The sequence below is a fragment of the Phenylobacterium sp. genome, from assembly GCF_037968635.1.
GTDB lineage: Bacteria > Pseudomonadota > Alphaproteobacteria > Caulobacterales > Caulobacteraceae > Phenylobacterium.
Genome location: NZ_JBBKVV010000079.1, coordinates 16,043 through 28,634, shown reverse-complemented (window position 1 = coordinate 28,634; position 12,592 = coordinate 16,043). Strand labels below are relative to the sequence as shown.

Genomic DNA, 12,592 nt, shown 5'->3' with positions numbered 1-12,592 from the left:
CTGGAGGACGGTTTGGCCGCGCTGATGATCCAGGGCTGCGGGTCCGATGTGGGCAAGTCGGTGCTGGTGGCCGGCCTCTGCCGGCTGTTCGCCAACCGGGGTCTGAGGGTGGCCCCCTTCAAGCCGCAGAACATGTCCAACAACGCCGCGGTGACCGCTGACGGCGGCGAGATCGGCCGCGCCCAGGCCCTCCAGGCCCTGGCCTGCCGCGTGCCCCCCACCGTCGACATGAACCCCGTCCTGCTCAAGCCCCAGAGCGATACCGGCGCCCAGGTTGTGATCCGGGGCCAGGTGGCCGGGACCTTCGAAGCCGCCGCCTACCAGGCCCGCAAAGGGGAATGGCTGGAGGTCGTGCTGGACAGCTTCGCCCGCCTGGAGGCCGCCCATGACCTGGTCCTGGTGGAGGGCGCCGGCAGCCCCGCCGAGACCAATCTGCGGGCCGGCGACATCGCCAATATGGGCTTCGCCCGCGCGGCGCGCGTCCCCGTCGTCCTGGTGGGCGACATCGACCGGGGCCACGTGATCGCAGCCCTCGTGGGCGCCCACGCGGTGCTCGATGCGGACGACGCGGCGATGATCAAAGGCTTCCTGATCAACAAGTTCCGCGGCGACCCGGCCCTGTTCGACGCCGGCCGCGCGGAGATCGCGGCCCGCACCGGCTGGCGCGATTGCGGCATGGCGCCCTGGCTGGCGGCGGCCCGTCGGCTGCCCGCCGAGGACGCCCTGGTCTTCGACCGGCCCACCGGCGCGAAGACGAAGATCGCCGTGCCCCTGCTGTCGCGGATCGCCAATTTCGACGACCTCGATCCCCTGCGCGCCGAGCCGGATGTGGACCTGGTGTTCGTGCCCCCTGGGACCGCCCTGCCGGGCGACGCCGACCTGGTGATCCTGCCCGGGACCAAGTCCACCCTGGCCGATCTCGCCTTCCTGCGGGGGGAGGGCTGGGACATCGACATCGCCGCCCACGTCCGGCGCGGCGGCGCGGTGCTGGGGATCTGCGGCGGCTTCCAGATGCTGGGGCGGGAGGTGGCCGATCCGTCAGGCCTGGAGGGGCCGGCCGGATGCGCGGTGGGCCTTGGCCTGCTGGAGGTCGAGACCGTACTGGCGGGCGACAAGGTGCTGCGCCCGACAGCCGGCCGGCTCACCGGCGGGGCCAGGTTCGAGGGTTACGAGATCCACCTGGGGCGCACCACGGGGCCTGGCCTCGCGCGGCCGTTCCTGAGGGGTGATGACGGCGTCCCTGGCGGTGCGGTCTCCGCGGACGGCAAGATCGCCGGGGCCTATGTCCACGGCCTCTTCAACGCCGCGCCGGCGCGGGCCGCCCTGCTGGCGCAGCTTGGCGCGGCATCGCAAGGCGGTGACCACGGCGTTCTGGTGGACGGCGCTCTGGACGACCTGGCGACGGCCTTGGAGCAGGCGTTCGACATCGAGACCCTGGCCGCCATCGCGGGCCTGCGCCCCTGAGCTTGCATTGAGCGTCTGGCCTGCGCCCGGGGCGCCCGGCTATGGTCGGGCGATGAGCAACTTCGAAACCGTGGCGGCCTGGATCAAGGCCCGGGTGGCCCGCGATCCGCCCCTGGCGAGCGAGCCCGAACTCGGCACGGTCCTGCGGGTGCTGGCCATCTGGCGTTCGCGGCTGATCGCCGAGGCTCTGCTGCGTCGCGAGGGGGCCAGGATTCTCAACGGCCCCTTCGCCGGCATGGAGTATGTGGGCGAGGCCACTGAGGGGGCGCTGGCCCCGCGCCTGCTGGGCTCCTACGAATCAGAACTTCATCCCGCCATCGCCCGGTTCGCCGCCGAGGGGTTCGACTGCGTCATCGATGTGGGCTGCGCCGAGGGTTACTACGCCGTGGGCCTGGCGCGCCTGATGCCAGGCGTCACCGTCCATGCCTATGACATCGTCGAGAAGGCCCGGCAGGCCTGCGCCGAACTCGCCGCCAAGAACGAGGTGGGCGACCGGGTGATCATCGGCGAACTCTTCACCCCCACCGGCTTCGAGGCCTTCGCCGACCGCAAGTGCCTGGTGATGATGGATGTGGAGGGGGCTGAGGACGACCTGCTGCGCCCCGATCTTTCGCCCGCCCTGGCCCGGATGAGCCTGATCGTGGAGACCCACGACGTCTACAGGCCCGGCGTGCTGGAACGCCTGCGTGATCGGTTCGCCGCCACCCACGACATCCAGCGTCTGGATCAGCAGGGCAAGAGCGTACCGCTGCCCGAATGGCTGGCCGCGCAGGGTCATCTCGACCACCTGATCGCGGTGTGGGAGTGGCGCATTCGCCCAACGCCTTGGCTGGTCATGACTCCGAAGGCCGCCGCCTGATGGCTCAGGGTTTCCGGCTGGACGGCGGGGCTGAGAGCCTGGTCTTCCTCACCACCGAGGTCGCCGCGCCGCGCTTGGTCTATTGGGGTCCGGACCTGGGTCCCGCCGACCCCATCCCGCACCTGGCGCGGCTCTCGATCCGCGCCATACCTCACGGCATGCTGGACGGCGGCGAACGGCTGACCTGGCTGCCGGAGGCGGGGCAGGGGTTCACCGGTCATCCGGCCCTGCTGGCCCATCGCAACGGCGCCGAGCTGGTCAGCCAGATGACCCTGCGCCAGGCTGACCTGACGCCGGGCGCCGCGACCCTGGTGCTGGAGGACGTCGCCTAAGGGAGTGAAGTGACCCGGACTCTGACCCTGGAGGCCGCCACCGGCGTGCTCACCAGCCGCGCCCAGCTTCGCAATCTGGACCCCCAGCCCCTGACCCTGGACTGGCTGGCGGCCGGCGCCTTCGACAGCCCGCACGCCGACCTGCTGCTGTTCGACGGCCGCTGGACCCGCGAATTCGCGCCCGTCCGCCAGACCATCTCCACCGGCCTGATCGCCAAGGAGAACCGCAGCGGCCGCACCTCTCACTACGCACCGCCCTTCGCGGTGGTGGGGGAAGCCGATTTCAGCGAGACCCGGGGCGAGGCCTTCGCCCTTCACCTGGCCTGGAGCGGCGACCACCGCATCTTCGCCGAACGCCTGCGTGACGGCCGCATCCAGCTGCAGGCCGGCGAGTTGCTGCATCCGGGCGAGGTGATCCTGGGGCAGGGCGAAACCTACCAGACCCCGGCCCTCTACCTGGCACGCTCCGAGAGCGGCCTGAACGGGATTTCCGATCGGCTGCATCCCTTCGTCCGCGACGTGATCCTGGACGGGCGCCTGCGCGCCAAGACCCGGCCGGTGCACTACAACGGCTGGGAGGCCATCTATTTCGACCACGACCTGACCACCCTGAAGGGCCTGGCCGATCTGGCCGCCGAGGCGGGCGCCGAGCGCTATGTCCTGGACGACGGCTGGTTCAAGGGCCGACCGGACGATCGCTCGGGACTCGGCGACTGGACCGTCGACCCGGCCAAGTATCCCGAGGGTCTCACCCCACTGATTGACCATGTCCGCGGCCTCGGCATGGAATTCGGACTCTGGGTGGAGCCGGAGATGGCCAACGCCGATTCCGACCTGCTGCGCGCCCATCCCGACTGGATTCTCGGCGATCCTGGCCGCGAGCAGCCCCTGGGACGGGGCCAGTACGTGCTGGACCTCACCCGAGCCGAGGTGGCGCAGAACATCTACGGCCAGCTCGACGCCCTGCTGTCAGAGAACGCCATCGGTTACCTGAAGTGGGACATGAACCGCGACCTGACCCATGCGCTGAGCGGCGGACGGGCGGCGACCCACAACCAGACCTTGGCGGTCTATGCCCTCATGGACCGCCTGCGCGCCGCCCATCCCGGCGTCGAGATCGAGAGCTGCTCTTCGGGCGGCGGCCGGGCCGACTACGAGATCCTGAAGCGCACCGACCGCATCTGGACCTCCGACTGCAACGACCCCATCGAGCGCCAGGCGATCCAGCGCGGCTTCTCGATCTTCTTTCCCCCCGAGGTCATGGGCGCCCATGTCGGCGCCGCCGCCAGCCACACCACGGCGCGGACGGCGAGCCTGGATCTGCGGGCCATGACCGCGCTCGGCGGCCACATGGGAATCGAGGCGGACCTGAGAGCCTTCACGGCGGACGAGCGGGGGCGACTGGCCGCCGCCATTGCTCTGCACAAGACTCTGCGCGCCGACCTGCACGCCGGTCGCACCCTGCGCCTCGAACATCCCGACTGCCTGGCCTTCGCCAATGTGGGGGCCGGCAGCGTTCTGGTCTCCGCCGCGCAGGTGGAAACCTCCAGCGCCGCAGCCCTGGCGCCGCTTCGAGTGGTGGGCCTGGAGCCGCGGGCGGACTATGAGATCGTCATGATCAACCCGCCCGAGCGACCCTTCGCGGTGATGAAGCGGCGTATCCCTCTGGTGAAGGGCGACACCCTGACGGCCAGCGGCGCGATGCTGGCCCAGACCGGCATCCCCCTGCCGGTGATGCGGGCCGGCGAGATCGCGGTCTTCCGCCTGACACGGATCGCGCCGTGAACCTTGCCGCCCTGGCCGTCGATTTCCGCGCGCGTTTCGGGTCCGCGCCGCGCCTGTTCCGCGCGCCCGGCCGGATCAACATCATCGGCGAGCACACCGACTATTCCGAGGGCTTCGTCCTGCCTGCCGCAATCGACCGCTGGTGCGCCGTGGCCGCCGCGCCAAACGGCCTGGGGCGGCTGCGCGTGGTTTCGCAGACCTTTGGCCAGGAGATGGAGGCCGACCTCGCCCACCTCGTCCCGCGAGGCGACTGGGCCGACTATGTGGCGGGTCCGGCCAAGACCCTGCTGGAGGCGGGCGTGGCGGTGCTGGGCGCCGACCTCCTGATCGTCTCGGATGTGCCGGTCGGCGCCGGGGTCAGCTCGTCGGCGGCGCTGCAGGTTGCGGTGACTCGCGCCCTGCTGGCGCTCTCGGGAATCGAGGCCGACGGCGTACAGGTCGCCCGCTGGACGCGGGCCTCGGAGAACCAGTTCGTGGGCATGCCGTGCGGGATCATGGACAGCTTCGCCTCGGCCAACGGCATTGAGGGCGGGGCCTTGATGCTGGACTGCCGCAGCCTGCGGGCGACGCCGGCCGCCCTGCCGCGAGATGCAAGTTTTCTGCTGGTGAACTCCATGGTCAGCCACCGGCTGGTGGGCGGCGAGTACCGCCAGCGGCGAGAGGACTGCGAGGCGGCCGCCCGGACTCTCGGCGTCCCGGCCCTGCGTGATGTGGTCGACCTCTCCGTCGCTCTGCAACAGCTCGATGGTGACCTTGTGAAACGCTGCCGCCACGTGGTGACCGAGAACGCCCGTGTGGGTCAGGCGGTGAGCGCGATGGGCGCGGGCGACCTCGCGGCCCTGGGTGAGCTGATGAACCAGTCGCACGCCTCCCTGCGCGACGACATGGAGGTCAGCCTGCCGGTGGTCGATCAACTCGCCGCCATCGCCCAGGCCACCCCCGGCGTGCACGGGGCGCGGCTCATGGGCGGCGGCTTCGGTGGCTGTGTGATCGCCCTGGTGGACACCGCGGCGGTCGATGCGGTGCAGGCCGCCATCGTCGCGGCCTATGGCGCGGTGATCGGGGAAAGCCCCGACGCCTTCGCCTGTCGCGCGGTGGCTGGCGCGTCGGAGGTTTTCCAGTGAGCCGGCCTGAACGGCGCCTCAACCTGCTGACCGGCGACTGGGTGCTGGTCTCGCCGCAACGGGTCAGCCGGCCCTGGCAGGGCGCGGCCAGTCAGGCCGCGCCGGGCGGACGTCTGACCCATGACCCCGCCTGCTATCTCTGCGCCGGGGTGATGCGGGCTGGCGGGGTGCGAAACCCGGACTACGAGGGCGTCTATGTCTTCGACAACGACTATCCGGCCCTGCTGCCCGGCCTGACCGAGGGCGGGGGCGATGACCCGCTGCTGGTCCGCGAGCCCGAGGCAGGACTTTGCCGGGTGATCTGCTACGGCCCAGATCACAGCCTCACCATGGCGGGCATGACCCCGCGCGATATCGAAGAGGTGGTAGAGGTCTGGACGGCCCAGTTCACCGAGCTCGCCGCCCGCCCCGACATTGGCGCGGTGACGATCTTTGAGAACCGCGGCGAGATGATGGGGGCGAGCAACCCCCATCCTCACGGCCAGGTCTGGGCTCAGCAGCACCTCCCCAACGAACAGGCCCGCGAAGGCGACCGCCAGCGAGAGTGGTTCGAGGCCCGCGGCGAGACCCTGTTGGCCGCCTATCTCGCCCGCGAACTGGACGCTGATGAGCGGATTATCTGCGCCAACGAAGCCTTCGTGGCCCTGGTCCCCTTCTGGGCGGCCTGGCCCTTCGAGGCTCTGGTCCTGCCGCGCCGGTCGGTCAGCGGCCTGGACGAACTGACCGCCGCCGAGCGTGCGGGGCTGGCCGACATCCTCTCGCGTCTGACCAAGGCCTATGACCGGCTGTTCGAGGTGTCCTTCCCTTACACGATGGGCTTCCATCAGCGGCCCACGGATGGAGCGGACCATCGCCACGTGACGTTGCACGCCCACTTCTATCCGCCACTTCTGCGCTCGGCCTCGGTGCGCAAGTTCATGGTGGGCTACGAGATGCTGGCCATGCCCCAACGCGACCTGACGCCCGAGGAGGCCGCGGCGCGTCTGCGGGACCTGACATGAACGCCCCCATCACCATGAAGCCGCTGAGCCATCTCCCCGATGGCCGGATGGTGGACGCCTATACCCTGACCAATGTCCACGGGGTGTCGGTGCGCATCCTCACCTATGGAGGCGCCATTCAGTCGATCCGCGCTCCGGACCGCGACGGCGAACTGGACGACATCGTCCTCGGCTACGACCATCTGGAGCGCTACCTGGAGAGCCCGCGCTACTTCGGCTGCCTGGTGGGGCGCTATGCCGGGCGGATCGCCGGCGGCCAGTTCTCCATCGACGGTCGCGACTATGACCTCGACCGCAATGAGGGCGCCAACTGCCTGCACGGCGGCGGCGTCGGTTTCGACAAGACGGTCTGGGCCGCCAAGGCTCAGGAGACCCGGATGGGGGCGAAGTTGACCCTCACCCTCGTCAGCCCCGACGGGGACATGGGCTTCCCTGGCGAGCTGTCGGTGCAGGCGGTCTACGAACTGACCCGGGGCGACGAACTTCGCCTGGAGCTGTCGGCCACGACGACGGCGCCCACGGTGGTGAACCTCACCAACCACACCTACTGGAATCTCGGCGGGCTGAACGCGCGCCACGTCCGCGACCACGAGCTGCAGATCCTGGCCGACGGGGTGCTGGTCACCGACGAGGCCCTGCTGCCCACCGGCGAGGTCCAAGCCCTGGCCGGGAGCGATCTGGACTACCGCCAGCCCCGCGCGCTCACCGCCGACCTCGACAACACCTTCGTGCTCGAGGCCAAGAAGCGCGGCGCCCTGACGCCGGCCGCCCGGCTGATCCACGAGGGGTCGGGCCGCAGCCTGCAGATCGACACCACCGAGCCCTGCCTGACGGCCTATACCGGCTGGGGCGGCGTGGCGCTGGAGACTCAGCATGCGCCGGACGCGCCCAACCAGGCGAACTTCCTGCCCACCCTGCTGCGGCCCGGCGTGGTGCTGAAGACCACGACGGTGTTCAAACTCGGCTAGGACCCATTCGGCCGGCGTGATCCTCGGCGCCCGAAGGTGAATCCAGAGCAGGGCCAGCAGGAAGGCGGCGGCCACGACGGCGAACATCGGCAGGTCGCCGCCGCCACCATCAGATTCTGAACGGCCGTCTGACGGTGAACATAATCTCCGGCGACATGCCTGGCGAAACCTTGGCCAGCGCGCCGCGCTATGCCCGCGCCGTCGAGACCATGGACATCCTGCACACCCTGCTGAATGGTGAGACGCTCGATTTCGATGGCGAGTTCTACAAGCTGAAGGTGAAGCCCCACGCATCCGCGCGGTCTTAGGCAAGTCGCCTCAGTTTTTTCGGCGGCGTGTCGGAGGCCGCCGCCAAGGATTGCGACGTCTATCTGATGTGGCCAGACAAGCAGGAAGTCGTGCAGCAGATCGTCTCCGACATGACCGCGCGCGCCACCCGGCACGGCCGCAAGCTGAAGCTCGGTTGCCGCCTCCACATGGTGGTCCGCGAGACTGGATCCGAGGTTCGCGCCGCCGCCGACCGGCGGCTGTCGCACCTTCACGCCACGGTCGGCGACGCCATCCGCGCCAAGTCCCTGGACAGCCGGTCTGTGGGCCTCCGCCGCCAGGCCGAACGGCGTAGGGGCGCGTCATGACACGGGAGCCGGGCGAGCCCGAACAGCACGAGTTCGCCTTCGCCTCCTTCGATTCGCTTGAAGGGGTGCCGGTCATCGCGCCGGCCCCCGCCGGAACGCCGGCCTATCTGAGACTCTATCGCGCCGCCCAGAGGATCATGCCAGGTGGCCTTATCGCCATCGTCGTGGCGCTGGCAGCCTCCTGGCTGGCCGACCATTACGGCGCGCCGGTCATGCTGTTCGCCCTGCTGCTGGGCATGGCGGTGAATTTCGTCGGCCAGGACGCCCGCTGCCGGCCGGGGATCGATTTCATGGGCCGCACGGTGCTGCGGCTGGGCGTCGCCCTGCTGGGCGCGCGGATCACCCTGGATCAGGTCAGCTCGCTGGGCGGCAAGGTGCTGGTGATCGCCGCGGGTGGGGTGATCCTCACCATCCTGGCTGGCTGGGCCCTGTCGCGCGCCTTCAAGCTGAAGCCGGACTTCGGCATCCTCACCGGCGGCGCCGTGGCCATCTGCGGCGCTTCGGCGGCCCTGGCCCTGTCCTCCGTCCTGCCGCCCTCGCCGACGCGGGAGCGGGACACGACCCTCACCGTGGTGGGGGTCACCACGCTGTCCACCATCGCCATGGTGCTCTATCCGCTGATCGCCGCCGGCCTGGACCTGACCCATACCCAGGCCGGGGTCTTCCTGGGCGCCACTATCCATGACGTGGCGCAGGTGGTGGGCGCCGGCTACGGGGTCTCCCAGGAGGCCGGCGACACGGCCACCATCGTCAAGCTGTTCCGCGTCGCCCTCCTGCTGCCCACGATCGTGATCGTCGCTCTGTTGTTCCGCTCGAAGGTGACCGCCGGCCCATCGGGGAAGCGACCGCCGCTAGTACCGATGTTCCTGCTCGGCTTCGTCGCCCTGGTGGCGGTCAATTCGTCGGGCGTCGTGGCCACGGGCGTCATGGAACAGACCAGCGACGCCTCCCGCTGGTGCCTGGTCACCGCCATCGCCGCCCTGGGCGCCAAGACGTCGCTCGGCGAACTGGTCCATGTCGGGTGGAAGCCGGTTCTACTGATCGTCGCCGAGACTGTGGTGGTGTTGGGCTGGGTGCTGGCGATGCTGCTATTGGGCTGAGGCGCGGGTCACTGCGCGAGCGGAGACCGCCTAACCGATCTACCCTGAAGCCCCCGAGAGGCTTGATGAGATGACTGCGAATTGCGCGCTTCGCACACGCCCGTCGACACGCCCCCGAAAGATTTGTTATCAGCGTTCAGTTAGCTGCCGCACGAGAGACTGATCACATGTCCGAAGCCGCCACCCTGACCCGTTCCGCCCAGAAGACCGAACATTTCGATGTCCTGATCGTCGGCGCGGGCATCGCTGGCGTCGGCGGCGCCTATCACATGGCCAAGGAACGGCCGGGCTCCAGCTTCGTGGTGCTGGATGTGCAGGACACCTTCGGCGGCACCTGGGCCACCCACAAGTATCCGGGCATCCGCTCCGACAGCGACCTCTACACGTTCGGCTACAGTTTCAAGCCCTGGGTCGGCGCCCCCATCGCCACCGCCGACGAAATCCTGCGCTATATGGGCGAGGTGATCGACGACAACGATCTGGCCCGCCACATCCGCTACAAGCACAAGATCACCAAGGCTTCCTGGTCCAGCCAGGCGAACCTCTGGACCCTGGACGCCATCCGCACCGACACTGGCGAGGCGCTGCGTTTCACCACCAACTTCCTGTGGATGTGCCAGGGCTACTTCCGCCATTCCGAAGGCTACACGCCGCAATGGCCCGGCATGGCCGACTTCAAGGGCCAGATCATACATCCCCAGACCTGGCCGCAGGACCTTGCCTACAAGGGCAAGAAGGTGGTGGTGATCGGCTCCGGCGCCACGGCTGCGACCCTGGTCCCCAATATCGCCGACGACTGCGCCCACGTGACCCTGCTGCAGCGCTCGCCGACCTATTTCATCCCGGGCCGGAACGCCAACGAGCTGGCGGACACCCTGCGCGAGCTGAAGATCGACGAGACCTGGATCCACGAGATCGTCCGCCGCAAGATCGTCCACGACGGGGCGGCCTTCGCCCGCCGCGCCGAGGAGGAACCGGAGGCGGTGACCGCCGAGCTGCTGGCTGGTGTCCGCGCCTTCCTCGGCGACGACTTCGATGTCGGCAAGCACTTCACGCCGCGCTATCGCCCTTGGCGCCAGCGTATCGCCTTCATCCCCGGCGGCGATCTGTTCATGAGCGTCCGCTCGGGCAAGGCCTCGGTGGTCACCGACGAGATCGACCGCTTTACCGAAGGTGGCCTGCTGCTGAAGTCGGGCGAGACCCTTGAGGCCGACATCGTCGTCACCGCCACCGGCTTTGATCTGGCGGTTCTGGGCGACATCGACTTCTCCATCGACGGCAAGACCTTGGACTTCGGCGAGACCGTCACCTACCGCGGCATGATGTTCACCGGCGTGCCCAACATGGCCTGGGTGTTCGGCTACTTCCGCGCCTCCTGGACCTTGCGGGCCGACATGGTGGCGGAGTTCGTCCTGCGCCTGTTGGAGCACATGGACGAGAAGGGCGCCAAGAAGGTGGAGGTCGCCCTGCGCGATCAGGACAAGGACATGGCCATCCTGCCCTGGATCGACCCGGAGAACTTCAACCCCGGCTACCTGATGCGCGGCATGCACCTGCTGCCCAAGAGTGGCGACAAGGCCGAATGGCGCCACAGCCAGGACTATCTGACGGAGAAGGACGAGTTCCCGCTGATCGACCTCGACGACAAGGCCTTCGTCTACAAATAGCCGCTCAGCAGACGAGGACCGGGGTGCGGATGCCCCAGACCCCGCGCGCCTCGATGCGCTGAAGCTGGGTCTGGACATCCGACAGCAGGACCGCGCGCGAGACAATCACCAGGTCGACGGCGGCGCGCTCGATATAACGGGCCGTCGCGTCGTCGAGATCCGTGGCCTCGAGGACGAAGGCCTCCGCCTCCTTGGACAGCAGACTGGCCCGCGCCCAGCTCAGCTTCTCGGATGCGTCCTGGTCGGGCCCCTGCACCACGACAAGGTCCATATCCAGGTCCGCGAGGCCGGGGTGGCTGGCAAGGAATTCCACCGATCGGCGATGGTCCATGTCTGCGTCCAACAACACCAGAGCGCGGGTGATCGGCAGGAATATCTTGGAGGTCAGGCAGACGGGCGTGGCGGTGGCGCGAATGACCTTCTCCACGCTGGCGCCGAGGGTCGTGCGCTGACCGTGGCTGAGCTCGCCGCGCTTGCCCATCACGATGAGATTGGTGGCCTGGCCCGAGACATAGTCGATGAACTGCCCTCGCGCCTCTTCGGCCGTGGCCTCAAGGGCGCCTTCCCCGTGCAGTCGGTCGAGGGCATGCTGCAGGCGCGCTTCGGCCCGGGGAGAACCGTCGGCCGGCGCGACCGAGGCCTGGCCCTCATTGACATGGATCGCCCGAATCGTCGCCCCCAGCCGCCCCGCGAACCAAGCGGCGTGATCGCACACGCTATTGGAATAGGCGGAGCGATCGATGCAGGCGAGAACATCGGGCATTGAGGATGCTCCGGGTAAAATCAGAAACGGGGTGCCTAGAGCCTAGTCTCGCCACTCGCTCAAGGTCTCGCCCGTGTCGCCGTCAAGGAAGGCGACGCGGTCATAGGTCACCGCATAGAGGCAGATCGGCCGGTGGTCCGGCGACTCGCTCCAGCATTGGCTGGCCTGTCCGTTCTGGAAGCCTACGAGGCGACCTTCCAGTCGAAGTCGGTAGGTGTGGGACAGCACGGAGGTGTCGGTCTTGGCGACCTTCCGCACGAACTCGTAGGGCCGCCCCCCCCTTTGGGCCAGCCGGGAACTGGTCGAGTCGAACACCTGGGCGAGGGCCAGGGTCTGGGCGGCCGGCGGGGTCGGCGTGGCCGGTAACTCGGTCTTGCGCTTTGGCGGGCAGGCTTCGGACTTGACCCACGGGCGAGGCACCCAGAAGCCTTCGACCGCTTCCACCTTGGCGGCCTCGCTGAGGCCTTTCACCAGGGGCAAGGTGGACAGATCAACCGGTCGCGCCACCAGACGCAACGCGCCTTTGTCGAGGTCGTATTCGGCGAAGGCCTGGGCGCCGTCGGCCCCGGTGCGAGGGCCATTGCAACCGAAGGGTATCTCGAGGCTGAAGGTCCGACCCACCAGCGGCGATTTTTCGGTCGCCGGCTTGCCGCCCGTGGCGAAGGCCGCAGCGGCCAGATTGGCGGCCTCGACCAGCTCGGTCCGGTTCACCGCCGGCGGCGGCAAGGGCTCAGGTGGCGGAGTGTCGGGACGACGCAGGACCGCGAACAGCAGAATGGCTGCCAGGACGCCGCCGATGATCAAGGGAGCTATCAGTGAGAGATTGCGGCGGGTCGCCACCGGCCTATGATCGGACATTCACCAACCTTAGCAGATGGCGACGACATTTTGACA

11 protein-coding genes and 1 pseudogene are annotated in these 12,592 nt (G+C 68.8%); 10 read left to right on the top strand and 2 right to left on the bottom strand.

Features of this window, described 5'->3' with window-relative positions:
- Positions 1-12: 12 nt before the first annotated feature.
- The 10 genes and pseudogenes from AAC997_RS09675 (at position 13) to AAC997_RS09630 (ending at position 10,935) form a co-directional block, all read left to right on the top strand.
- Complete coding sequence (locus tag AAC997_RS09675; RefSeq protein ID WP_340645489.1) at positions 13-1,464, top strand: cobyric acid synthase; 1,452 nt, start codon at positions 13-15, stop codon at positions 1,462-1,464.
- 52 nt (positions 1,465-1,516) lie between these two features.
- Positions 1,517-2,323: a hypothetical protein gene (locus AAC997_RS09670; RefSeq protein ID WP_340645488.1), complete on the top strand. Its 807-nt coding sequence runs from the start codon at positions 1,517-1,519 to the stop codon at positions 2,321-2,323.
- Positions 2,323-2,655 carry a hypothetical protein gene (locus AAC997_RS09665; protein ID WP_340645487.1) on the top strand — a complete coding sequence of 111 codons (333 nt, stop codon included), beginning with the start codon at positions 2,323-2,325 and terminating at the stop codon, positions 2,653-2,655. The genes AAC997_RS09670 and AAC997_RS09665 overlap by 1 nt, the downstream gene beginning before the upstream one ends.
- A gap of 9 nt (positions 2,656-2,664) precedes the next feature.
- Positions 2,665-4,440 (top strand): alpha-galactosidase, encoded by a 1,776-nt coding sequence (locus AAC997_RS09660; RefSeq protein ID WP_340645486.1) that lies wholly within the window; start codon positions 2,665-2,667, stop codon positions 4,438-4,440.
- Positions 4,437-5,564 carry a galactokinase gene (gene galK, locus AAC997_RS09655; RefSeq protein ID WP_340645485.1) on the top strand — a complete coding sequence of 376 codons (1,128 nt, stop codon included), beginning with the start codon at positions 4,437-4,439 and terminating at the stop codon, positions 5,562-5,564. Before AAC997_RS09660 ends, galK begins: the two co-directional genes overlap by 4 nt.
- Entirely contained in the window at positions 5,561-6,565 is a 1,005-nt protein-coding gene (locus AAC997_RS09650; protein ID WP_340645484.1) for a UDP-glucose--hexose-1-phosphate uridylyltransferase, read from the top strand. The genes galK and AAC997_RS09650 overlap by 4 nt, the downstream gene beginning before the upstream one ends.
- Positions 6,562-7,533 carry an aldose epimerase family protein gene (locus tag AAC997_RS09645; protein ID WP_340645483.1) on the top strand — a complete coding sequence of 324 codons (972 nt, stop codon included), beginning with the start codon at positions 6,562-6,564 and terminating at the stop codon, positions 7,531-7,533. The genes AAC997_RS09650 and AAC997_RS09645 overlap by 4 nt, the downstream gene beginning before the upstream one ends.
- 113 nt (positions 7,534-7,646) lie before the next feature.
- Positions 7,647-8,168 (top strand): annotated as a pseudogene (locus tag AAC997_RS09640) (LLM class flavin-dependent oxidoreductase).
- A complete protein-coding gene (locus AAC997_RS09635; RefSeq protein WP_340645482.1) occupies positions 8,165-9,268 on the top strand; it encodes a putative sulfate exporter family transporter in 1,104 nt (367 codons plus the stop codon). Before AAC997_RS09640 ends, AAC997_RS09635 begins: the two are co-directional and overlap by 4 nt.
- 167 nt (positions 9,269-9,435) lie before the next feature.
- Positions 9,436-10,935: an NAD(P)/FAD-dependent oxidoreductase gene (locus AAC997_RS09630; protein ID WP_340645481.1), complete on the top strand. Its 1,500-nt coding sequence runs from the start codon at positions 9,436-9,438 to the stop codon at positions 10,933-10,935.
- Positions 10,936-10,939: 4 nt separating this feature from the next.
- On the opposite strand, the gene AAC997_RS09625 is transcribed toward AAC997_RS09630, so the two are convergent.
- Positions 10,940-11,698: a universal stress protein gene (locus tag AAC997_RS09625; RefSeq protein WP_340645480.1), complete on the bottom strand. Its 759-nt coding sequence runs from the start codon at positions 11,696-11,698 to the stop codon at positions 10,940-10,942.
- Between the two features lie 42 nt (positions 11,699-11,740).
- Positions 11,741-12,556 (bottom strand): hypothetical protein, encoded by an 816-nt coding sequence (locus AAC997_RS09620; RefSeq protein WP_340645479.1) that lies wholly within the window; start codon positions 12,554-12,556, stop codon positions 11,741-11,743.
- Positions 12,557-12,592 lie beyond the last annotated feature (36 nt).